The sequence below is a fragment of the Chroococcidiopsis cubana SAG 39.79 genome (assembly GCF_003991895.1).
GTDB lineage: Bacteria > Cyanobacteriota > Cyanobacteriia > Cyanobacteriales > Chroococcidiopsidaceae > Chroococcidiopsis > Chroococcidiopsis thermalis.
This window is the reverse complement of record NZ_RSCK01000024.1, coordinates 1-22,347: the sequence shown is the minus strand read 5'-3', so window position 1 is coordinate 22,347 and position 22,347 is coordinate 1. Positions and strand designations below refer to the sequence as shown.

19 protein-coding genes are annotated in these 22,347 nt (G+C 46.3%); 8 read left to right on the top strand and 11 right to left on the bottom strand.

Annotated elements, in window-relative coordinates; all coding sequences use genetic code 11:
• Positions 1–6 precede the first annotated feature (6 nt).
• Entirely contained in the window at positions 7–615 is a 609-nt protein-coding gene (locus tag DSM107010_RS16215) for a hypothetical protein (RefSeq protein ID WP_127023370.1), read from the bottom strand.
• Between the two features lie 463 nt (positions 616–1,078).
• On the opposite strand from DSM107010_RS16215, the gene DSM107010_RS16210 reads away from it, so the two are divergent.
• Positions 1,079–1,495 carry a DUF1499 domain-containing protein gene (locus DSM107010_RS16210; RefSeq protein ID WP_106168665.1) on the top strand — a complete coding sequence of 139 codons (417 nt, stop codon included), beginning with the start codon at positions 1,079–1,081 and terminating at the stop codon, positions 1,493–1,495.
• A 268-nt stretch (positions 1,496–1,763) separates the two neighbouring features.
• Here the strand turns inward: DSM107010_RS16210 and DSM107010_RS16205 are convergent, their stop codons facing one another.
• From DSM107010_RS16205 to psaA, 3 genes are all read right to left on the bottom strand, one after another.
• Positions 1,764–2,156: a hypothetical protein gene (locus DSM107010_RS16205; RefSeq protein WP_015156943.1), complete on the bottom strand. Its 393-nt coding sequence runs from the start codon at positions 2,154–2,156 to the stop codon at positions 1,764–1,766.
• 345 nt (positions 2,157–2,501) lie between these two features.
• Positions 2,502–4,715 (bottom strand): photosystem I core protein PsaB, encoded by a 2,214-nt coding sequence (gene psaB / locus DSM107010_RS16200; RefSeq protein ID WP_015156942.1) that lies wholly within the window; start codon positions 4,713–4,715, stop codon positions 2,502–2,504.
• 64 nt (positions 4,716–4,779) lie between these two features.
• On the bottom strand, positions 4,780–7,038 hold the full coding sequence (gene psaA, locus DSM107010_RS16195; protein ID WP_015156941.1) for a photosystem I core protein PsaA: 2,259 nt from the start codon (positions 7,036–7,038) through the stop codon (positions 4,780–4,782).
• Positions 7,039–7,716: 678 nt separating this feature from the next.
• On the opposite strand from psaA, the gene DSM107010_RS16190 reads away from it, so the two are divergent.
• Together DSM107010_RS16190 and DSM107010_RS16185 are read left to right on the top strand one after the other, a co-directional pair.
• Positions 7,717–9,663, top strand: a complete 1,947-nt coding sequence (locus DSM107010_RS16190) for a hypothetical protein (protein ID WP_241994233.1) — start codon at positions 7,717–7,719, stop codon at positions 9,661–9,663.
• Between the two features lie 7 nt (positions 9,664–9,670).
• Complete coding sequence (locus DSM107010_RS16185; protein WP_106169523.1) at positions 9,671–9,970, top strand: GNAT family N-acetyltransferase; 300 nt, start codon at positions 9,671–9,673, stop codon at positions 9,968–9,970.
• Here DSM107010_RS16185 and DSM107010_RS16180 read toward each other — a convergent pair.
• On the bottom strand, positions 9,948–10,535 hold the full coding sequence (locus DSM107010_RS16180) for a rhomboid family intramembrane serine protease (RefSeq protein WP_015156938.1): 588 nt from the start codon (positions 10,533–10,535) through the stop codon (positions 9,948–9,950). The two genes, DSM107010_RS16185 and DSM107010_RS16180, sit on opposite strands and share 23 nt — an antisense overlap.
• A gap of 137 nt (positions 10,536–10,672) precedes the next feature.
• The gene (locus DSM107010_RS16175; RefSeq protein WP_015156937.1) at positions 10,673–11,635 is read right to left on the bottom strand and encodes a lysylphosphatidylglycerol synthase domain-containing protein; all 963 of its coding nucleotides are present in this window, start codon (positions 11,633–11,635) and stop codon (positions 10,673–10,675) included.
• Positions 11,636–12,123: 488 nt separating this feature from the next.
• Here DSM107010_RS16175 and DSM107010_RS16170 point away from each other — a divergent pair, with 488 nt between their 5' ends.
• Positions 12,124–12,366, top strand: coding sequence for an RNA recognition motif domain-containing protein (locus tag DSM107010_RS16170; RefSeq protein ID WP_015156936.1), 243 nt, complete (start codon positions 12,124–12,126; stop codon positions 12,364–12,366).
• A gap of 191 nt (positions 12,367–12,557) precedes the next feature.
• Here the strand turns inward: DSM107010_RS16170 and DSM107010_RS16165 are convergent, their stop codons facing one another.
• Positions 12,558–12,830, bottom strand: a complete 273-nt coding sequence (locus DSM107010_RS16165) for a GlsB/YeaQ/YmgE family stress response membrane protein (RefSeq protein WP_015156935.1) — start codon at positions 12,828–12,830, stop codon at positions 12,558–12,560.
• Positions 12,831–12,991: 161 nt separating this feature from the next.
• Between DSM107010_RS16165 and DSM107010_RS16160 the strand changes: the two genes are divergently transcribed.
• The 4 genes from DSM107010_RS16160 (at position 12,992) to DSM107010_RS16145 (ending at position 18,652) form a co-directional block, all read left to right on the top strand.
• Positions 12,992–13,870, top strand: a complete 879-nt coding sequence (locus DSM107010_RS16160) for a M28 family peptidase (RefSeq protein WP_106169522.1) — start codon at positions 12,992–12,994, stop codon at positions 13,868–13,870.
• 72 nt (positions 13,871–13,942) lie between these two features.
• Positions 13,943–17,809 (top strand): hydantoinase B/oxoprolinase family protein, encoded by a 3,867-nt coding sequence (locus tag DSM107010_RS16155; protein ID WP_127023364.1) that lies wholly within the window; start codon positions 13,943–13,945, stop codon positions 17,807–17,809.
• A 285-nt stretch (positions 17,810–18,094) separates the two neighbouring features.
• Entirely contained in the window at positions 18,095–18,310 is a 216-nt protein-coding gene (locus DSM107010_RS16150; RefSeq protein ID WP_015156932.1) for a hypervirulence associated TUDOR domain-containing protein, read from the top strand.
• 9 nt (positions 18,311–18,319) lie between these two features.
• Positions 18,320–18,652 carry a DUF3140 domain-containing protein gene (locus DSM107010_RS16145; RefSeq protein ID WP_106168879.1) on the top strand — a complete coding sequence of 111 codons (333 nt, stop codon included), beginning with the start codon at positions 18,320–18,322 and terminating at the stop codon, positions 18,650–18,652.
• 88 nt (positions 18,653–18,740) lie between these two features.
• Here DSM107010_RS16145 and DSM107010_RS16140 read toward each other — a convergent pair whose 3' ends face one another.
• The 4 genes from DSM107010_RS16140 to psbQ form a co-directional block, all read right to left on the bottom strand.
• A complete protein-coding gene (locus tag DSM107010_RS16140; protein ID WP_015156930.1) occupies positions 18,741–19,223 on the bottom strand; it encodes a hypothetical protein in 483 nt (160 codons plus the stop codon).
• A gap of 62 nt (positions 19,224–19,285) precedes the next feature.
• Positions 19,286–20,131 (bottom strand): alpha/beta fold hydrolase, encoded by an 846-nt coding sequence (locus DSM107010_RS16135; RefSeq protein ID WP_106168878.1) that lies wholly within the window; start codon positions 20,129–20,131, stop codon positions 19,286–19,288.
• 74 nt (positions 20,132–20,205) lie between these two features.
• Positions 20,206–21,357: an NAD(P)/FAD-dependent oxidoreductase gene (locus tag DSM107010_RS16130; RefSeq protein ID WP_106168877.1), complete on the bottom strand. Its 1,152-nt coding sequence runs from the start codon at positions 21,355–21,357 to the stop codon at positions 20,206–20,208.
• 112 nt (positions 21,358–21,469) lie between these two features.
• The gene (gene psbQ, locus DSM107010_RS16125) at positions 21,470–21,925 is read right to left on the bottom strand and encodes a photosystem II protein PsbQ (protein WP_015156927.1); all 456 of its coding nucleotides are present in this window, start codon (positions 21,923–21,925) and stop codon (positions 21,470–21,472) included.
• Positions 21,926–22,347 lie beyond the last annotated feature (422 nt).

The following is a 22,347-nucleotide window of genomic DNA, read 5'->3' as shown; positions in this document are numbered from 1 at the left end:
GCAATATTAGGTTTCGCTTCTCAGGCGCATTGCTAGTTCTGCAAATAAAGCCGATAATGTAATTCGATTAGCTTTGTCGCTCCGAATTTCCTGAGTTTCTCGCTCAACTGTTGCTAGAATTTCCGCATATTTCTTGCCTATATCCTCGTTCATATTTTTAGATTGGTCTAAAATCTGCTGGCGTAAATCTCGGGCAATTTTATTTGTTTGCTCGTCCAAATCAAAAAGCTTTCTCTCTAGATTTTCAACTTGGTTTTTATGTTCTTGGGTCAGTTCTTTTAAAGTTTCATCTCGACTGACTTGCTGTTTTTTAACGACTTCTGTGAGAGATTCAATCTCTTGTCTGATGTAGGCTTCCAAGCCATCCATGCGCTTTCTTGTATCTTCCCGCAGTTCTGTAAATTCTTTCAGCAGTCGTTCTTCAATCCGGTTGAATCTTTTATTATTTTCTCGAACTTGCGTCCCGAAGAGAATCTCTCGAATTTTATCTAAACTTCCACTACTCAAATTTTCTACCTGAGCATATTGAGAACCATTTGCTCCAGGTGAAATCGACTCGTTGTTTGGAGATTCTCCATCTATATATTTGATATCGTCCTCTGTCGATGCACTCATTATTAACTCCTTATCTTTTCCTGAAAATGATTTATTTACATTTTCATTCTTGCCAGATCGTTTGCGATCGCAGTCCGAATTTAACTCAACTTTTCTAGTTTAGACGAGATTGTCTCTAAAATCTTTTCTTGAACCTTGTAGGCTTTCTTACTGGTGTATATACTTTAATTTACTAAAATTAATCGTAGCGCGAGTGCTTGAGGTTAATTAAAGTTTTTTGAAAAATTTAAACTTCGCTTTACAACAAAATCTCGAAAAACCAAGAAAATATTAAAAAATTTACACAGCTCGTCTTTGTCACAAAGAACTGTAACAAGATAGATCTTACTGAGTTCGATCGTTTCCAGTTTGGAGCCGCGTCACAACGTAACTATCGTGAGAAAATGTTAATTGCTCGCGATCGCAACTAACATGAGCAATACAATATTAAAATTCATAGATAGATGTCTCGCCGATAAAGAGTGTGGGTATATTTACAGGAAATAGACCAAATAACTTGGGCGTGCGCGATGGTAAGCTCGCCCCATGTCCGAATACACCAAACTGCGTCTCTAGTCAAAGTACAGATGCTAGCCATAAGGTAGAGCCGCTGAACTATACATCTGCTCCCGAGGTGGCGTTGACCCAACTCAAACAAGTTATCTCAAGTTTACCGAAAACAAATATTGTGACGGAAACTGACAGCTATATCTATGCTGAATTCACGAGTGCGATCGTGGGTTTTGTCGATGATGTCGAGTTTTATTTAGATCGCGACGCACAAGTCTTCCACGTCCGTTCGGCTTCTCGATTGGGGAAATCCGATCTGGGCGTGAATCGCAAAAGAATCGAGACGATTCGAGCGCAGTTTCAAGAACTACAAGCACAAAATTCCGCTTAGTACAAGAAGAAAAGAAATAAAACTGATAATTGGTCACTGGTCACTGGTCACTGGTCACTGACAAAAAAATACCCTCCTACTGTGGCTTGAGGAGGGTTTGAATCTTTGCATGAGGAAGCAGACTGTTTGGTCTACTGAAAGATAGAATAGAAGGCTAATGTGACATAAATGTGACACAATTTTCAATTCGATCGCCTTCTCTGTCAATTGCTATATGTTTTTATGGGCGTACCTCTGTGCGCCCTTACTAATTTGTCTATCTCGCGAATTAATCTACAAAGTCTGAAGGCATCTCAGGTTGTGCCTTGTCATTTGAAGAGATTGGACGCTGACCATCCACATTCAACGTCTTGTCAACTTTAAAATCATTCGCAGCGATAGGGCGTTGACCGTCAATATTTACTGTCTCTTTAATGTCTAGATTGCTGGGATCGACTGGACGGCTGCCGTCTACATTCAATGTCTCTTGAGTTTGCAGATTACTAGCAGTAATGGGACGCTGACCATCCACATTCAGGGTATCGCGCACTTCATTGCGATCGGCAGCGATAGGGCGTTGACCGTCAATATTTACCGTCTCTTTGACTTCTAGATCGCTAGGATCGACGGGACGATTACCATCTACGTTAATCGATTTTCGGGTTTGCTTCTTGCGACTCATGTTTCTTTCCTATATCGATTCTTATGGGTGAATCATTGGGTGGGGGTGGGTTAATTAAGTTCCTGGTGTAGAAACAAATATTTTTGCTGAAGCCACTCCTACAGACTTAATACTTTTGCGCTCTTCAGTATTGCGCTTCTCTTCGCGCCTTTGCGTCTAACGCTACGCTTCACCTACGGCTGATGCGCGACACAAAATCTTTTCTTGATTTCTTCAACCACGATCCAAAATTTATCTTTTAACCACATCAAAAACATCTACTAAAAGTCCAATCATCAAAAATTAAAAATCCCCCACCCGTAGGTGAGGGATTTTCTCATTTAACTACACAACTAGGTAGAGGCATTAGCCAAACTTACCAGCCGTGGAGGCAATGAGGAACGCAGCATACGTGAGGATGTATCCAGCAGCGAAGTGACCCAAGCCAACAATCCGAGCTTGAACGATGGATAGAGCAACGGGCTTGTCTTTCCAGCGAATCAGGTTCGCTAGAGGAGTCCGCTCGTGCGCCCAGACCAAAGTTTCGATCAATTCTTGCCAGTAACCGCGCCAAGAGATCAGGAACATGAAACCAGTTGCCCAGATCAAGTGTCCGAGGAGGAACATCCAAGCCCAGACAGACAGGTTGTTCATGCCATAGGGGTTGTAGCCGTTGATTAGCTGAGCTGAATACAGCCACAGGTAATCGCGCAGCCAGCCCATCAAGTATGTCGAAGACTCGTTAAATTGAGCTACGTTGCCTTGCCAAATACCTAAGTGCTTCCAGTGCCAGTAGAACGTGACCCAACCAGCAGTGTTTAGTACCCAGAAAGCAGCCAGGTAGAAGGAGTCCCAAGCGGAGATGTCGCAAGTACCGCCACGACCAGGACCGTCGCAAGGGAAGGCATAACCGAAGTCTTTCTTATCGGGCATCAGTTTGGAACCACGGGCATCCAACGCGCCTTTAACCAGTACCAACACGGTTGTGTGGATCGCCAAGGCAAAAGCGTGGTGTACCAAGAAGTCGCCAGGACCGATGGTCAAGAATAGAGAGTTCGTGCCGTTATTGATTGCATCCAACCAGTTAGGCAGCCATGCAGCGCCAGCGGTGGAAGCAACGCTATCGGGATTCGATAGCAGGGTATCGAAGCCGTACAGTACTTTACCGTGAGCGCCCTGAATGAACTGCGCGAAAACTGGTTCGATCAGGATTTGCTTTTCAGGAGTACCGAAGGCTACTACAACGTCGTTGTGGACGTATAGACCCAAGGTGTGGAAGCCCAAGAAGAGAGACACCCAAGACAAGTGGGAGATAATCGCTTCTTTGTGCTTCAAGACGCGATCGAGAACGTTGCCTTTGTTTTGCTCTGGGTCGTAGTCGCGTACCCAGAAGATTGCAGCGTGGGCAAACGCACCCAACATCAACGCACAAGCAATGTACTGGTGATGGGTATACAGCGCTGCTTGTGTCGTGAAGTCCTGCCCGATGAATGCATAGGGAGGCATCGCGTACATGTGCTGCGCGACCAAGGATGTAATCGTTCCCAGTGCAGCCAGTGCCAAAGACAGCTGGAAGTGCAGGGAGTTGTTGATCGTGTCGTACAAGCCTTGGTGAGGCAGGTTGAACTGACCTTCAGTGCTAGCGCCGAAGAATTTCTTGGCGTTGAGCATTTCTTTGATGCTGTGACCGATACCGAAGTTGGTACGGTACATGTGTCCGGCGACGATGAATAATACAGCGATCGCCAGGTGGTGGTGTGCCATATCCGTCAGCCACAAGGACTGGGTTTGGGGATGGAAACCACCTAAGAAAGTTAGAATTGCGGTTCCTGCGCCTTGACTCGTGCCAAATACGTGATTGGCAGTGTCAGGGTTAGCAGCATAAGCGCCCCAGTTACCAGAGAAGAAGGGTTGTAGCCCATCTGGATGAGGTGGGGTGGTGAGGAAGTTACTCCAACCAACGTGCTGTCCGCGAGATTCGGGGATCGCAACGTGAACTAGGTGTCCAGTCCAAGCTAAGGAGCTAACGCCAAACAGACCAGCTAAGTGGTGGTTGAGGCGTGGCTCGGCGCTCTTGAACCAGGAAAGACTGGGGCGGAACTTGGGTTGCAGGTGCAGCCAGCCAGCGAACAGGAAGAGAGACGCTAGCAGCAGCAGGAAGACAGAACCCATGTAGAGGTCGTTATTTGTCCGCATCCCAATGGTGTACCACCAGTGGTAAACACCAGAGTAAGCAATGTTAACGGGATAGCTTGCACCACCTTGGGTGAAAGCATCAACTGCGGCTTTGCCGAATTGCGGGTCCCAAATTGCATGGGCAATGGGACGGACGTGTAGTGGGTCTTTAATCCACTGCTCGAAGTTGCCTTGCCAAGCGACGTGGAACAGCAGGCTAGATGCCCACAGGAAGATGATTGCCAAGTGACCGAAGTGAGTGGCGAAGAGTTTCTGATAGAGATTCTCTTCAGTCATCCCGTCGTGGCTTTCAAAGTCGTGAGCGGTTGCGATGCCGTACCAAATCCGACGTGTTGTCGGGTCCTGGGCTAGGTCTTGGCTAAATTTAGGGAATTTTGTTGCCATAGGTTACGTGAATCCTCTGACCTATTGCCATCAGCAATCCATAAGAATTGCTGATGACTGAATGCTAACCTACTGAAAGTATTCGCGCCTCGAAGAACGCCCAGATCGTGACGATCGCACCCAAGAGGTAGTGAGCTACCCCCACAGCTCGACCTTGAATGATACTCAAAGCACGAGGCTGTACGGTGGGAGCGACTTTTAACTTGTTGTGCGCCCAAACGATCGATTCGATCAGTTCTTGCCAGTAGCCGCGACCGCTGAACAAGAACATTAAGCTAAATGCCCAGACAAAGTGAGCGCCCAAGAACAGCAGTCCGTAAGCGGACAGTGCCGAACCGTAGGACTGAATGACCTGAGCGGCTTGCGCCCACTGGAAGTCACGCAACCAACCGTTGATCGTAGTGGCGCTCAACGCCCAGTTGCCTGCCGTAATGTGATTGATCGTACCGTCTGGGTCTACCGTGCCCCACACATCCGATTGCATCTTCCAGCTGAAGTGGTAGACAGCGATCGAAATCGTGTTGAACATCCAGAACAACCCTAAGAATACGTGATCCCAACCAGAAACTTGGCAAGTACCGCCGCGTCCTGGACCGTCGCAAGGGAAGCGGAAGCCCAAGTTAGCCTTGTCTGGGATCAAGCGAGAGTTACGGGCAAACAAGAAGCCCTTAAGCAGGATTAGTACAGTAACGTGGATTTGGAAAGCGTGGATGTGGTGGATCATGAAATCCGCCGTACCCAACGCGATCGGCATCATGGCGACTTTTCCACCTACAGCCAGCACGCCGCCACCGAAAGCATAGCTGACGGGTTCGAGGGCGTTAGGAGCGGTAGAACCAGGAGCCAAGGTGTGTAGGTTTTGCACCCACTGCGCGAATACGGGCTGAAGTTGAATCGCCGTATCCGAGAACATATCCTGGGGACGACCGAGCGCTTGCATCGTGTCGTTATGGATGTACAAGCCGAAGCTATGGAAGCCCAAGAACATGCACACCCAGTTGAGGTGAGAAATGATAGCGTCGCGGTGACGAAGGACTCGATCCAGAACGTTGTTCATGTTCGTGGCTGGATCGTAATCCCGCACCATGAAAATGGTGGCGTGAGCCGCACCACCGACGATACAGAAAGCGCCAATCCACATGTGGTGCGTGAAAATGGACAGCTGGGTGGCATAGTCGGTTGCCAAGTACGGATACGGAGGCATCGCGTACATGTGATGCGCCACGATAATCGTCAGCGAACCCAGCATGGCTAAGTTGGTTCCCAACTGAGCGTGCCAGGAAGTGGTCATGTTTTCAAACAGACCTCTATGACCGTCTCCGGTGAAGGGTCCTTTGTGATTTTCCAGAATTTCCTTCAAGCTGTGACCGATGCCCCAGTTTGTCCGGTACATGTGTCCGGCAATGATGAACAATACGGCGATCGCCAAGTGATGGTGCGCTTGATCTGTCAACCACAGTCCACCAGTCACGGGATTAAGCCCGCCCTTGAAGGTGAGGAAGTCAGCATACGCGCCCCAGTTCAACGTCCAGAAGGGTGTTAAACCTTGAGCAAAACTGGGATACAACTCAGTCATCAAATTGGAGTTGAGGATAAATTCTTGCGGTAAAGGAATATCCTTTGGCGCTACCCCAGCATCCAACAGCTTGTTAATTGGCAAAGATACGTGGATCTGGTGTCCCGCCCATGCCAAGCTACCTAGACCTAACAATCCTGCTAGGTGGTGGTTCAGCATTGACTCGACATTCTGGAACCATTCCAACTTAGGAGCGCGTTTGTGGTAGTGGAACCAACCAGCAAACAGCATTAGCGCCGCCATGACTAAACCGCCAATGGCAGTGCAATAGAGTTGGAACGTGTTCGTGATGCCAGCACCACGCCAAATTTGGAAAAACCCAGATGTAATCTGAATGCCGTGGAAGCCACCACCGACATCAGCATTTAAAATGTCTTGACCAACAACAGACCAGACGACCTGAGCGCTAGGCTTCACGCCCAGCGGATCGGCTAGCCAAGCTTCATAGTTTGAAAAACGAGCGCCATGAAAATACATCCCGCTCAACCAGATGAAGATCACCGCTAAGTGACCGAAGTGAGCGGCGAAGATTTTACGGGAAATATCTTCTAGGTCGCTGGTATGCGTATCGAAATCGTGTGCGAGGGCGTGCAGGTTCCAAATCCAGGTTGTGGTTTTGGGACCTCTAGACAAGGTGCGATCGAAGTGTCCTGGTTTTGACCACAACTCAAATGAAGTTGGAACCGGATCGTTATCGACGACAACTCTTGCTTTCTTTTCCTCTCGCTCCGGAGGACTGATCGTCATTTAGACTCTCCTCTCTTGACAAGGAAACAGGAGTGGTTTAATTCACAAATCGATTTTCTTTGAAGAAGCCAACCATTTTGTCTGCTTTATGACATCCATCAGGTAGACAAGAAGACCGATCGTGAAACTGCTTTCTGATGAATTATAAAATCTCGGTTGTCTTCATCTTAGGCGTTTGTTAACAATAATTCAAAATTGCTCAACATTAAGCAGGTTCAGGTGTCCAACTTTCCATGACTGTGAAAAAAGTCAAGGGGTTATTTATATAATTTACAAAGCTAAATAATTTGCAACACTTATGAAGAAAGGAGCCGGAAGTCAGGAGTCAGGAGCCAGGAGTTATATCTTGAGACAGAAGTTTCTGAGTAGCTATAGTTGTAAAGAATGTATAAGTCACATGTGACCGTTAATACCCTCGGATCGCTAAAAATTAGCCATGATAAGGAAACAATAAGAAATTCTGACTTCTGACTCAGCAATTCCTGTACGGGCGGGTTCACCCGAAATACTTGTCGGAGTCAGAGAGATTTAGTGAACCCGCTCCTACGACTTCTGGCTCCTGACTCCTTCTCGGTCATCTGGCACAATCTGTAAATCATTTCAGGCGATCGACCCCAAACCCTTAAAATTTAGATTGAGGGTGATAGTAAATTTCGAGTATGAGGAGCATTCGGGGTGGTGGCGATCGCAAAACTACGAAAAATGGCTAAGGCTGCGATCGCAGTTCTAGCCGCAGCATGTTTGAGCTTAGGTTTGGTAAGTTGTGGCAGTTCGGATACTTTACGTGCCGCTACTCCTCCAAACGCCCGTAGCCCCGTCCAACTTGCAGGTAACATTACCGAAGTCGCCCCGCCGGAAGCTATTCTGCAGTTGCGTCAAGCCTTGGAAGTTCGCCAGCCGCAAGTGAAAATCTTGTCTCCCCAGCCCGATGAGGTGCTGCAAGACGATACGGTATCAGCCCGCTTTCAAGTCCAAGACCTACCCATTTTTCAAAATTCAGATTTAGGCTTAGGACCCCATCTTCACGTTATTCTCGACAACCAACCCTACGAAGCCGTCTACGACGTGCAAAAACCTTTTGTTCTATCCAACCTATCCCCAGGGACTCACACCCTGCGCGTCTTCGCTTCTCGCCCTTGGCACGAAAGTTTTAAGAACGAGGGTGCATACGCCCAAACTACATTTCACGTTTTTACCAAAACCGACGACAACAACCCCAACTCTAGCCAGCCATTATTAACCTACAGTCGTCCTAAAGGTAGCTACGGGGCAGAACCAATCCTACTCGACTTTTACCTTACCAATGCCCCTCTACACCTCGCTGCCCAAGCCGATCCTCAAGACGAAGTTCCCGACTGGCGTATCCGTTGTACGATTAACGGCAAGAGTTTTATCATCGATCGCTGGGAACCGATTTATCTTTCGGGTTTTAACAAGGGCAAGAACTGGGTACAACTCGAATTTCTCGACGAACAAGGCAACCCAGTCAAAAATGTATTTAATAACACCGTCCGCGTCATTTCCTACGATCCGAATAGCCAAGACACTCTCTCAAAACTGGTAAGGGGTGAACTATCCGCCGCCGCCGCCCGTGGTATTGTCGATCCTGACTATAAGGGTGAAGTAGAAGCAGCGCCTGCACCCTTACCACCAGCGATAGAAGAGACTACTCCACCGCAACCAGAAGAAGAAATACCAACCGAAACGAAAGAAAAGCCTGCCGAAACAAAGATTGAAACTCCAGAAACTGAAACTAAAGAACCAACCCCGATACCTCCAGCCAAGGTAGAAGAACCGAAAGGATTTTTCAATCGCTTCCGTCGTCCTTCTGCGGCTACACCATCCCCAACTGTACCGGAAGTCAAAGAATCTCCTGCACCGGAGTTAACTCCACCTGCTGTAGAACCACAGCCAGAAATTTCGCCGGAAGTAGAATCTGCTGTAGAACCAGAAGAGAAACCCGAAGCAGCACCAAAAAAACTAGAGGAAGAACAACCGAAAGGATTTTTCAACCGCTTCCGCCGTTCTCCAGTTGTCGCACCATCTCCAACGCCAGAAGTAGAAGCACCTGCACCAGAATTAACGACTCCTGAAGCAACGGAACCATTACCAGAAATTGCCCCAGAAGTACCAGCAGTAGAAATTACGCCACCAGTCGCACCGACTCCAGCGACTCCCGACTCCCCAGTACGGGCGCACAGCAGTGCGCCCCTACCGACTCCCGACTCTCAACGTTTTGGTGGTTATTTCAATCGTTTTCGTCGTCCACCAACTGCTACACCATCACCCACTTTGCCTGAAGTGGAAGAATCACCCACATCCGAGTTAAATACTCTTGAAGAGGAAACAACTACTCAAGAAACTGCACCAGAGTTAACAACACCAGTAGAACCAAAACCAATTGCGCCAGAAACACCAAAGACTCAAAATCCAATTGGTCAAAAATTTGGTGGTTACTTCAATCGTTTTCGTCGTCCTCAAGTTACGCCATCTCCTAATGTGACACCTGCATTACCAGAAATTACAGAACCAAGCGAACAGCCAATTCCTGACACTAAAAATTCAGGTGATGCGGAGTTGGTTCCGTCTGTTGGTGTACCTGAAAGTATTGGCGATCGCAATTAGCAATAGAATGAAAATTTCTCAAAGCTACATTATTGAAACACAAAGATGTAGGCTCAGATGTGTTTCTCTAGAAGATATTCCACACACATTTTCTGCTACTCAATATCAGGGTTTCAATGATGGTATGTTGTGGGAACCACCTACAAAGGAAGAAGAATTAATTGAGCCATATCAACGCAGCATTATATCTTGGGAAAATGGCGAAGCATACACCTTTACTATAGAGTCTAAAGATAGCAAAAATTTTAGATCTCTTGAGGGCGCACGGCTGTGCGCCCCTACTATCAATACCTCTTTTTCGGTTTAGCTAGTAAACGAGCCGCGATCGCACCCCCAATAAATCCAAATAAATGCCCTTGCCAGGAAATACCATATTGTATCGGTAAAACTCCCCAAATCATCCCGCCGTAAAGGAAACCCACAACAAGAGAAAATAAGATCGCTGCAAAACTCCGTTCAAAATAGCCGCGTAGGAGTAAAAACCCAAAATAACCAAAAATAACTCCACTCGCGCCAACGTGAATTGAATAAGGCGAACCAGTCAGCCATACACCCAATCCGCTGACGAACATGGTAATGATGCTAACGACAAAAAAATCGCTGGTTTCCCGCAACATCACTAACCAGCCTAGAGTTAGAAAGGGAATTGTATTCGCAATCAAATGCCCCAATCCACCGTGTAAAAAAGGAGCTAAGAAAATGCCCCGCAAGCCGATAAAACTGTGGGGACGAATACCAAAAGCGTCTAATCTACCTCTAAAAAAGAAGATATCTATAAATTCGGTAATCCACATCAGGGCGGCGAGTCCACCCAACACTAAAATTTGGGTTTGAATTTCCCGCGCGATCGCTCCAGATTCTTGTTTACTCATAGTTCATAGTTACGAAGTTGGTAGCAGCCTACCCCACACTCAAAACTTCTTCGCTCAAGCATAATTTGCACTGACTCAGGCAGCAAATACAACAATATCTGTGGCTGTGCTTGTATTTTAAAATGAGTTCAGAAAGTTTAGGTACGATTGCGCGGAGAAAACTCTGTTTTCTCGAATCGCTGCCGCAGTTCATAAATCCCCAGCAGTACGATCGCCACAATCAAAGGTAAAAAGTAGTAAATGCCTCGATATGCTAATAACGCCCCAAATAGTTCGGCTGATGGAATTTGCGCTGATAGCGACAGCAAGAGTACCGTTTCAAACACGCCTAATCCACCCGGGACATTGCTAATAACTCCTGCCAACTGTCCTAAGATGTAGATCCCGAAAAAACTTGGATACGATAGGGGAGCGTTAGCTAATAGCAAAACGTAAAGAACGCCGCCTGCAATTGCCCAGTCTAGGATCGCGATCGCTGTTTGAAATAGTGAAAGCTTACCAGGAAGGCGCGGAATTCCCCACTTGCCGAGTTTCATCGGCTTGTGACTCCAAGTATTCCACAATAAATATCCTGCAACTAAAAATAAAAATATCGTACCAAGCGGAAATAAAGAGTTTGAGGGAATGCGGAGTAAAGAGGGGACAGATACAGGTTCGCCGATCAACACCAAGCCAGCTACCGCAAAAAAACCCAGCCAAAAGCTAACGTGACAGAAAGTAATCACTTTCGCAATTTCTAGAGTCGATAGCCCCCAAGCCGAATAAAATCGGTAGCGAATCGCGCTGCCAGTTAAGAGTTCTAATCCGGCAGTATTGGTAATTGCCTGACTAATAATCGCCGTCAGTGCCACTTTCCGAAAAGGTATGGAACGGCGAATGTATCGCATTGCTAAAGCATCATACCCCGTCAGCATCAAGTAGTTCAGCGCAGTGCAAATCAGTGCAAGGACTATGTAACTTTTGGGAATTTCTGCCAAGCTGCGAAAAATATCTCGATAGTCGAACTCTCGCAATTGAGTTGCGATCGCCCACAACGATACTCCAAATAAGAGTAAACCTAAAATCGGAGAGCCAAACTGAGATAAGCGTTTGAGGTTCATTTAGCAATCTTAATAAATTTTACGAAAAAGCTAAATTTGTATTATTTTCCCGTAATACGTTGCCAGAAGTCATGAATCTAACGTAGTAGATGTGCTGTCAATTATTAATTCTGAGTTAATTGTTATTAAATATACAAAAAAAATAAATACTACTGACTCGCAAGCGGTAACAATCAAAACTGTCACAGCAACAATAGGTAGAAGCCGCAAATTAGACATCATCTCACGTCCCAATTTTGCTTAGCTGCCTAAAAAGGGTCAGGAGTTACGCACAAGAAAGTCTGAGATCTCGATCCCCCCTGGTTCCCCCCTTAAAAAGGGGGCTTAAAGTCCCCCCTTTTTAAGGGGGTTTGGGGGATCGACTGCGTAAGTCCTGAAGGGTGTTGGAGGATCTCCGAACGAAGCCAATCTGTCAAGCCAAATTTTTGATGAAATTTTGGGAATACTAGAGTCCAGGCATTGCCATGAATCGATAGAGGAGTGTTTTTATGACCCTGTTCGTTAATAACTTACCGCACCAAGTAGCACAAACAGATATTTTAGACCTCTTTGGCAATTATGGTTCTATCAAACATATTTTTTATCCGACTCACTGGAGTACAGGTGAAGGGTTAGGATTTGCCTTCGTTCAAATGACTGCAAAACCTCAAGAAGAAATAGCAAAATTTCAGCTTCACGGTGCTGAGTGGATGGGTAATGCTTTACAAATTCGAGAAGTGAGTTCGGATTAAGTTTGACTGACAATCTGACATGACTCTTATTTAAAGATCGGTTCTAGAACAAGAAGTTATAGAGAAATTTTTGCCTGTTTGGATTCAGAGCTGTATATCGAATATTTAATCAAAAAATCGGGATAGTTTAGCTAATTTCCTATCCCGATTGATTCTAGATTTTATACTTTAGCTACGCTTTTACTAACAATTTATACAGCGCTACGACGGTTGATTGCATTCCAAATAAATATAGCAACAATTGCACCAAGCACTGCTAGAGCTATACCAGGAATACTAAATGTTGTGGCTGCCAACTGTAAGGTTCCCGTACTGAGGAAAGTTCCCAAAGTACCACCTACAAATGCACCAATAATACCTAGTAAAATCGTACCTAAGATACCACCGCCTTGGCGACCGGGATAGATAGCTTTGGCGATCGCACCAGCAATTAAACCTAAGACTATCCAAGCTAGAATATTCACTGCTCAAACTCCTTTGAATAATTTATTTCAATACTTTTATGGTATTGATATATACTAAAAAATCGATCTATCGCACGGAAGAAATTTGAGAATCGCAAGATATATTCGGTTTATACGACAATGAAGGTGAAAACTATTTAAGTAAAAAATTAAACCAGACTGTGGATCTCAAACAACGCTTGCAGAATCACTTAACGGAAATAGTTCGCGATCGCGATCCTTTCCTATCAACAGCAGGACATTTCTTCGTCCGCCAATATATTCATGCAGAACTCAGTCAATGGGGCAAGGTAGACATTCATGAATTTCAAATTAGAGGACAAACTTTTCAAAACTTAATTCTCAATCTTCCTGGCTTGCAACAAAGTAGTCAGAGAAAATCTCCACAAATTTTAATTGGCGCGCATTACGACACCGTTCCCGGTACGCCTGGGGCAGACGATAATGCTACAGGTGTATCGGTACTACTAGAATTAGCAAAATCTTTGGCTACCCAACCAGCCAAACATCCCATTCAACTCGTAGCATTTGATTTAGAAGAATACGGATTTACCGGAAAAGACGGTATCGCTGTAGGTTCGGGTGCGTCTGCATATGCCGATTTATTACGCCAGCAGCAGCAACCGCTACGCCTAATGATTTCCCTTGAAATGTTGGGTTATAGCGATGCCACACCTGGATCGCAACGCTATCCGAGTCCCCTAGAACGCTTCTATCCCAATCGCGGCGATTTCATTGCTTTAATCGGTAATTTATCGATTGTTCCTGACTTAATTCATCTCAGCCGAAATATACGCCAAGTAGGAGTTCCTAGCGAGTGGCTGCCAGTTCCCAACCGAGGTAGGATTGTTCCCCAAACGCGATTAAGCGATCACGCTCCCTTTTGGGATCGAGGATATCGAGCGATGATGGTTACAGATACAGCAATGTTACGCAACCCTCATTATCACAAACCGAGCGATCGCATTGAAACCTTAAATTTAGATTTTCTCACGGGTGTTTGTCAGGGATTAATTCAAGGTATTTATCAATTACGGTAGAGCGATCGCGCCATGCAGCTGTACCCAAGCTACTGCTAACTTACAAATAGCCCTTGCATTGAGGAATGAGTGATGACGGTAGCCGATCGCGCGATAGGACGTTGGCAATTTTGGATCGATCGCGGTGGTACGTTTACCGATATCGTGGCGCAGCATCCTGACGGACGAACGAGCGTTCACAAACTCCTGTCGGAAAATCCAGAACGCTATACCGATGCAGCAATCCAAGGTATACGGGAAATACTGGGCGTGCCTGCCAACGCACCCTTACCAGCAGCAAAAATTGGCGTGGTGAAGATGGGAACTACTGTCGCGACAAATGCACTGTTAGAACGTAAAGGCGATCGCACTGTCTTAGTCGTGACAAAAGGCTTTCGAGATGCCTTACGCATCGGCTATCAAAATCGCCCCAACATCTTTGCACGGCAAATCGTTTTACCAGAAATGCTGTACGAACGAGTCGTTGAAGTAGAAGAACGCTACAGCGCCCAAGGCGAAGAACTCATTTCTGTTAATCCAGCCTATACTTTAGAACTGCAAGCAGCTTACGATGCCGGAATTCGTTCCTGCGCGATCGTCTTCATGCACGGCTACCGCTATCCTCACCACGAACAACAAGTTGCAGCCGTAGCCCGAAAAATCGGTTTCACTCAGATTTCAGTCTCCCACGAAGTCAGCCCCTTGATGAAACTCGTTAGTCGAGGTGACACTACCGTAGTTGATGCCTATTTATCTCCCATTTTGCGTAGATACGTGGATCGGGTGGCGAGTCAGTTGGGAGGGAGCAGAGGAAAGAGAGCTGAGGAGGCTGAGGAGGCTGAGGGAGTTGAGGGAGCAAAAAACAATTATCAACCAACTACCAACTACCAATTACCAATTACCAATTACCAATTACCAATTACCGACTCACCCAAATTAATGTTCATGCAATCCAATGGTGGGTTAGCAGATGCCCAAAGGTTTCAGGGGAAAGATAGCATTCTCTCGGGACCAGCGGGAGGGATTGTCGGGGCAGTACAGACAAGTTTGATGGCAGGGTTTAATAAGATTATCAGCTTCGATATGGGTGGAACTTCTACAGATGTTGCCCACTACGCAGGCGAATACGAACGGGCGTTAGAAACAGAAGTGGCAGGAGTGCGACTGCGAACGCCGATGATGGCAATACATACCGTGGCGGCGGGTGGCGGTTCGATCGCCCAATTTGACGGGGCGCGCTATCGTGTGGGACCCGAATCAGCTGGGGCAAACCCAGGACCCGCTTGTTATCGTCAAGGAGGACCGCTGACGGTAACGGACTGCAACATCATGGTAGGCAAGTTGCAGCCAGACTTGTTTCCCAAGGTATTTGGATCGCGTGGAGATTTGCCCTTAGATGCAGAAGTCGTGCAACGCAAGTTTAGTCAACTAGCGGCAGACATTGGAGATGGGCGATCGCCCGAACGAGTCGCAACGGGATTTTTAGCGATCGCTGTGGAAAAAATGGCGAATGCGATTAAGAAAATCTCTCTTCAGCGCGGTTATGACGTGTCGGAATACACTCTCTGCTGTTTTGGCGGCGCAGGCGGACAACATGCTTGTTTAATTGCCGATGCTTTAGGAATGCAGCAGATTTTGATCCATCCCTATGCTGGGGTGCTGTCGGCTTACGGTATGGGTTTAGCAGACGAACGGGCGTTGCGGGAACGTGCCGTGGAGAGGGTTTTAGATGTAGGGTTGGTGGCTGAATTAGAGGAAATTTTAACTCAGTTGGAGTTAGAAACAAAAGCAGAACTAGACCTTACAGATAGGGATCTCCGCGTTACCAATAGGGTTGAGGTGATGCGGCGAGTACATTTGCGTTACGAGGGGACAGATTCGCCTTTGGTAGTCCGATATGAAGATATAGCAGGAATGCGACAGCAGTTTGAGGCAGCGCACCGTCAACTGTACGGGTTTATTGCTGCCGATCGACGATTAATTGTCGAGGCTGTAGCTGTGGAGGCGATCTTAAAAACAGAGGTGGCTACAGAACCAATTGTGACCCGGCGCACCGACGCACCTCCCGTACCAGTGAAGACAGTACAAATGTATACAGCCGCTGCGTGGCACGACACACCTGTATATAGAAGAGAAGACTTACAACCAGGAGATTGTATTTTCAGTCCGGCGATCGTTGCGGAAGCCACGGGGACGAATATCGTCGAACCTGGTTGGCAAGCCGAAGTGACACAGAGAAATCATTTGGTGTTGAGAAGGCGAGAGTCGGAAGTCAGAGACAAAATTCAAAATTCAAAATTCAAAATTCAAAATTGGGACAAGGGAGCAACTACCAACTACCAATTACCAATTACCAATTACCAACTACCCGATCCGGTTATGTTGGAAATTTTCAATAATTTATTTCGGGCGATCGCGGAACAGATGGGTATAACGTTACAAAATACAAGTTCTTCGGTCAATATCAAAGAAAGGTTGGATTTTTCCTGCGCCATTTTCGATTCTCGCGGACAGTTGGTGGCAAACGCGCCTCACATTCCGGTTCATTTAGGTTCTATGAGTGAAAGCGTGACGGCGTTGATTGCCCAGAAAGGCAGTAGCTTGCAACCTGGTGATGTCTATGTATCGAATAATCCTTACAATGGTGGGACTCACCTGCCCGATATTACCGTAATTACGCCCGTTTTTCCCAATTCCCTATACGGGCGGGTTCACCAAGAAACTTCGTTCGTCACAAATATTTCAGGTGAACCCGCCCCTACACCCATCTTCTACGTTGCTTCCAGGGGACACCATGCCGATATTGGCGGGATTACTCCTGGTTCGATGCCACCTAATAGCACGACTTTGGAACAGGAAGGGGTATTAATTGATAATTTTCTGCTGGTATCTCAAGGAGAGTTTCGCGAACCGGAGTTAATGCAACTTCTATGTGATGGTGCGTATCCCGTTCGCAATCCGATGCAAAATCTTGCCGATCTCAAAGCCCAAATTGCTGCAAACGAACGCGGCGTGCAAGAACTCCACAAAATGGTAGAACACTACAGCCTGGAAACAGTCCAAGCCTACATGGGTTTTGTCCAAAATAATGCTGCCGAGTCGGTGCGAAAAGTTATAGAAGGACTCAGCAGTGGAGAGTTCGCTTACCAACTCGACAATGGCAGTGTCATTCAAGTGGCGATCGCGATCGATAAATCTACCCGTAGCGCTCGAATCGATTTTACTGGCACTTCACCCCAACTGAAAAGCAATTTTAATGCTCCGGCTGCGGTGTGCAAAGCTGCGGTGTTGTATGTCTTCCGCACTTTGGTAGATGACGATATTCCGCTTAATGCTGGCTGTCTCGAACCTTTGGAAATTATTATTCCTGAAGGTTGTATGTTGAATCCTCGCTATCCGGCAGCGGTGGTAGCGGGAAATGTCGAGACTTCTCAAGCGATTACCGATGCTTTATATGGTGCTTTGGGTGTGATGGCAGCAGCGCAAAGTACGATGAATAATTTTACTTTTGGTAGCGATCGCCATCAATATTACGAAACGATCTGCGGTGGTTCGGGTGCGGGTGCAGATTTTAACGGCACGGATGCGGTGCATACTCACATGACAAATTCCCGCCTTACCGATCCTGAAGTCTTAGAATGGCGATTTCCAGTCTTGTTAGACAGTTTTAGCATTCGTCCCCACAGTGGCGGTGAAGGCTTACATCACGGTGGTAATGGTGTCATTCGCCGCCTTCAGTTTCGCGAACCAATGACTGCTGCCATTCTCTCTGGACGTAGGATTGTACCTCCCTTTGGCTTGCATGGTGGTAAGCCTGGGAAAGTAGGGAGAAATTATATTCAACGCCAAGATGGTACGGTGGAGGAGTTAGGTAGTACGGCGATCGCGCAGATGCAGCCTGGAGATATTTTTGTCATTGAAACCCCAGGTGGTGGTGGCTTTGGTGCTTCGCGATCGTGATTTTCAATTGAGGAAAACACACGTTCTGTAGGGGCGCACAGCTGTGCGCCCCTACAAATGTCACCCACGCAAGCGAGAATTCTATGAGAGTCTTGAGGCGATCGCAAAAATGCCCTTAATACACTTACCACGCTATCTAAATCTCAACCACTGACAAAAGTAAGATTTAGAGTCAAATTCATCGAATTTGTAATCTGTAAATAGATTGATGGCTGCTTGCTTAATCGTCAAGATAATTAAACATTAATAGGTAAAGAAAATTTAAGTAGGCACAATCTTTTACTCATGTCTGAAGAATTTAAGCAAGGCGATAAAGTTGAGTGGAAAACCTCTCAAGGAAAAACCACTGGTGAAGTAGAAAAGAAACTCACTTCTCCTACAGAAATTAAAGGACACCACGTTGCTGCATCGAAAGATCATCCTGAGTATCTGGTAAAAAGCGAAAAAACAGGGAAAGAAGCAGCTCATAAACCAGATGCTTTGGACAAAGTAGAGGAGTAGAATTAAGTTATGAGTCAAGATGTCAATTCTGCGATCGCAGAGTTTCATCAAGTCGTCAATATGACTCCTAAAGAGCTTGAATCTTGGTTGAAAACTGAGGAGTCACAAGCGGTAGGACAAAGAAAGGATGATGACGAGTCAACCGGACATAAATCTGGAAGACGAATCGTTGAGTTATTGCAAAAAAAAGAGGATGAATATACTGAAGACGAGATTTCTCATATGAAGAAAGTCATCAGTTACGTCTACCGTCATAGCGCCCAAAAACCATCGCACGATATTGAGAATTCGCGCTGGTATTATTCCCTAAAAAACTGGGGTCACGATCCGCTGAAGAAGTAAATCATTCGGTAGGGTGCGTTAACAATAACACACCCTATTGTTAATCGATCCAGAAGTGCTATATATAGCTCGACAATTAAAAAATTATTTAAGCATTTGCAGACAAGAAAGGAATATTTTCAGCCAAAGCATCCTTCACGATTGTTCCTTGTTTGCTTGCCCAATATTGACTCAAAAAATGAATTTGTCTCAAACCGACAACTAAATTCAAGCCAGGTACAAATATCCACCAAACAGTTAGCGGTTCTTTCATTCCTGCTTCTCGATACAGCGCATTCACAGTTTTATACAGCTTGAACTGCACGATATAAATCCAAACCACCCCCAGCAGTGAAAACCAGCCGAACCAACCTGGTACGTCAGGATCGTAAATCCGTAACAATTGGGGAACGACAACCCCTAGTACAAAAGGTGCTAAGCACAACGTCCCAGACCACCCATAACCGTTGTAGCGGCGTAATTCTTCTTGGATAATCCATTTATACCAGCCGTAATACAGCATCAGACTAGCAACAGACAGTAAAATGACACGCCAAAGAGGACGGGGTTTACCTATGAATCGGTCAGACATATGAAAGGAGAAGCTTTTCTTTACATTACTTCATAATAAATCGAATGAAGCTATCTCGCACTCTACGAAGCACGACGCACGAAAGGTAAAAGGTCTGATAAGATGTCTTCGGCAAAATGCTCTTGAGGATAATGCCCCGCTTTTTCAAGTTTGACAATCTCTGCTTGGGGTAGGCTGCTGGCAAATTTCTGGGCGATTTCGACAGGAAGCCAAGGATCGTTGACACCCCAGACAATTAAAAGTGGTTTCTGCCAGTTTTGAAAACCATCGGCAATTTCCGACATAGACGGGGACATTTTCAGATTGCGTACCGTCGTCATCAGCGATCGCCCCGCTTTTGAACTTTTCAAAAAAGGCTTGCGAAATATGTCTAAATCTGCATCCGAAATCTGGTAACGGCTACCACCTTCGAGGGTACGATCCACCAATAAAGGATCTTGCGTCGCCATGTCTCCCGCAAAAGGTAGTCCCCACTGTTGCATCTGCCAAGGTAGTTTAGCAGCCGTAGTCAAGGGAGTATTGAGAATGGCAATATTTTCGACGCGATCGCTATGGCGTAAGGCATACTGCAAGCCTACCGAACCCAAAAATCCTTGCACGACCAAACAAAAGCGATCGATCTCCAAAGCTTGAATAAAGTCATCTAATGCCTTGACAAAAGCATCGGGAGTGTAATTAAAATCCCGCCCTTGGGGTTTTGCTGACGAACCAAAGCCAATCAAATCGGGAGCGATCGCCCTTGTTCCCTGACTCCCCAAAGCAGGCATAACGTGTCGCCAACCGTAGCTATGGGAAGGTAAACCATGTAACAGCACCACTGGCAGCAGATCGCTCATTCCAATCGGAGCAACCTCGCGGTAGAACCATTCTAGGGAACCAACATTAATTTGATGTTCTGTAATAGACACGATACGAGTAATGGGTAATGGGTAATGGGTAATAGGTCATAGGCAACCACCAACTACCAACTACCAATTACCAATTACCACTCTTCATCAGAAGATAATATCATTTTGCGGATCGCTTGTGCGGTGGCGGGTGCGAGTAAAACACCGTTGCGATAGTGTCCCGTCGCTAAGAGAATATTGCTAAATCCTGACAAGTAGTCGATTATAGGAGCGGAACGACCTTCAGGACGGGGACGCAAACCAGACCAGGTTTTGATAATATTTGCCGTAGCTAGAGCGGGACAAAAAGCGATCGCCTGTTGCATGACTGCCTCTAACAAGGCTGGTGCTGCCTCGATTTCTCGTCCAATGGCAGGAAATTCCACCGTCGCTCCTACCCAATATTCAGTGGCTTGTTGACCCCCATTTAGAGGGACAATATGCACGTCGTTACCCGTGATGACGGGTTGAAAATCTGTGTTACCCAGAGGGCGATCGAGCTTGAGGTGAATAGCTTGACCTAGTACGGGTACGATGTCAAATTTTAGCGGGGGTGAAGTTTCTGTTGACAGAGATGGTAACGAGCCTAAGCCAGCCGATACAACTAGCCAATCAACATTCAAATGCGATCGCTCTCCAGAAATTGTTATTTGTCTGATGCGGCGATCGTCGGGCAAACCACCTTTAGCATAACTAGAACTGAAATTAGATTCCTCTATCTGTGTTCCAAAGTAAAATTTGACACCGTTGCGTTTTGCTCCTTCAACTAGAGCTAAAGTTAAACTCACCGGATCGACTTGCCGATCTTGGGGCGAGTAAATTGCCCAAGTCGAGGGATTGCAGTTAATTTGCGGACAATAAGACTTGACTTTTGCCCCATCCCAAATTTCTAAAGCTAAGCCATGAGAGGCGCGAGTCGCGACGAGTTTCTCCCAAGAACCGAGTTCTGCTGCCACGCACAACATCAAAATTCCCTGCCGATTAAAGGGGATGTGATGCCCTGTGAGTGCTTCTAATTCTGGAATGAGGGTTTCATAGCGTTGGATACTTGCCTGTCGCAACTGCCACGCCCTACCCTTAGTTTTATGGCTGATGACACCCATCAAAACGCCCAAAGCCGCTTTTGTTGCTGCTTGCGCTGGCAATTGGCGATCGAGGACAGCAACCTGTAACCCTGGAACTTGGCTCAGTTCGTAGGCGATCGCTGCCCCCACTATACCGCACCCGATAATTACTACTTGAGTCATATTTGAGCGGTTAGGAGTAAGGGATAAGGGAAATTTTGGGTTTTAGATTTGGAATTATAGATTGTAATTCCCCCTTGTCTTCCTTGTCTCCCTTTCCCCGACTCCCGACTCCCTACTCTGCTGTTTGAGGAAGCAACTGAAGAAAGTTGTCGATGTCTGCTATGGCTTCTCTGGCGTTGAGCAAGACTTTTTTCGCATCGCCTTGTTGAGCAGCTTGATCGACCGCTACTAGGTCGTTAAAGAAGTTTCGCGTAATCTGCTTTGCTTTAGATTGATCTTGCGGCAGCAGATTGCGCGTCATGTAGTTCATAGTCAATCGCAGTTCTCCTAAAGGTCCGTGGACGAAATTACCGACATCGATCCAATCTTTTCTTTGTACTAAAGACGGGATTTCTCTGCTGGCGCGATCGCGCAAGCTTTGGATATCGGGAATGTACTGCTGGATCTGCTGAATTTGAGCCGAGCTGTAGGTCGGGGGTACTGTGGCAGTGCTGGGACTACTACAGCCGATGAGAAATGTTGCCAAAATTACCAAAATAAGGGATAAGAACGATCGATGGCGCAACATAGAATCAATTGCTTGTAACTGCTACTAATCAGTGTCATTTTAGATCGCTAATGGTAACAATCAATCCTAGCTATGGGAGTGAATTCAAAGATTTTAGATTTAAGGCAGAAGGCGAGGGGTGAGAGGTAAGAGGTGAGAGGCGGTAAATCCGAGCTAGAGGGGCATTGATTTAGTTGTAGTCCCAGCCCTACCATGCAGCGCCAAGCATCTGACGTGTCATCTTTGCTAGTTCTCGTATCGGCATTCAGTTGCGCTTGGCTCCAGGGTCGTCAATGCCAGTAAGGTGAGGGGCGTGAATTTTAATTTACCGGAGAGGTCAACTGGTAAAAAATAATTGGAAATTATAGCAATCCTAGATAGCTTGTGGGAATAAGGAGAAGCCGATAAGCTAGAGAAACCTTTGTAGTTGCTCTCTCAATTCT

Coding starts and splice junctions, on each gene's coding strand:
- DSM107010_RS16215 (WP_127023370.1), bottom strand. CDS start 615: ATGAGTGCATCGACAGAGGACGATATCAAATATATAGATGGAGAATCT.
- DSM107010_RS16205 (WP_015156943.1), bottom strand. CDS start 2,156: ATGAGTCGCAAGAAGCAAACCCGAAAATCGATTAACGTAGATGGTAAT.
- psaB (WP_015156942.1), bottom strand. CDS start 4,715: ATGGCAACAAAATTCCCTAAATTTAGCCAAGACCTAGCCCAGGACCCG.
- psaA (WP_015156941.1), bottom strand. CDS start 7,038: ATGACGATCAGTCCTCCGGAGCGAGAGGAAAAGAAAGCAAGAGTTGTC.
- DSM107010_RS16185 (WP_106169523.1), top strand. CDS start 9,671: ATGAAAATTTCTCAAAGCTACATTATTGAAACACAAAGATGTAGGCTC.
- DSM107010_RS16180 (WP_015156938.1), bottom strand. CDS start 10,535: ATGAGTAAACAAGAATCTGGAGCGATCGCGCGGGAAATTCAAACCCAA.
- DSM107010_RS16175 (WP_015156937.1), bottom strand. CDS start 11,635: ATGAACCTCAAACGCTTATCTCAGTTTGGCTCTCCGATTTTAGGTTTA.
- DSM107010_RS16170 (WP_015156936.1), top strand. CDS start 12,124: ATGACCCTGTTCGTTAATAACTTACCGCACCAAGTAGCACAAACAGAT.
- DSM107010_RS16155 (WP_127023364.1), top strand. CDS start 13,943: ATGACGGTAGCCGATCGCGCGATAGGACGTTGGCAATTTTGGATCGAT.
- DSM107010_RS16150 (WP_015156932.1), top strand. CDS start 18,095: ATGTCTGAAGAATTTAAGCAAGGCGATAAAGTTGAGTGGAAAACCTCT.
- DSM107010_RS16145 (WP_106168879.1), top strand. CDS start 18,320: ATGAGTCAAGATGTCAATTCTGCGATCGCAGAGTTTCATCAAGTCGTC.
- DSM107010_RS16140 (WP_015156930.1), bottom strand. CDS start 19,223: ATGTCTGACCGATTCATAGGTAAACCCCGTCCTCTTTGGCGTGTCATT.
- DSM107010_RS16130 (WP_106168877.1), bottom strand. CDS start 21,357: ATGACTCAAGTAGTAATTATCGGGTGCGGTATAGTGGGGGCAGCGATC.
- psbQ (WP_015156927.1), bottom strand. CDS start 21,925: ATGTTGCGCCATCGATCGTTCTTATCCCTTATTTTGGTAATTTTGGCA.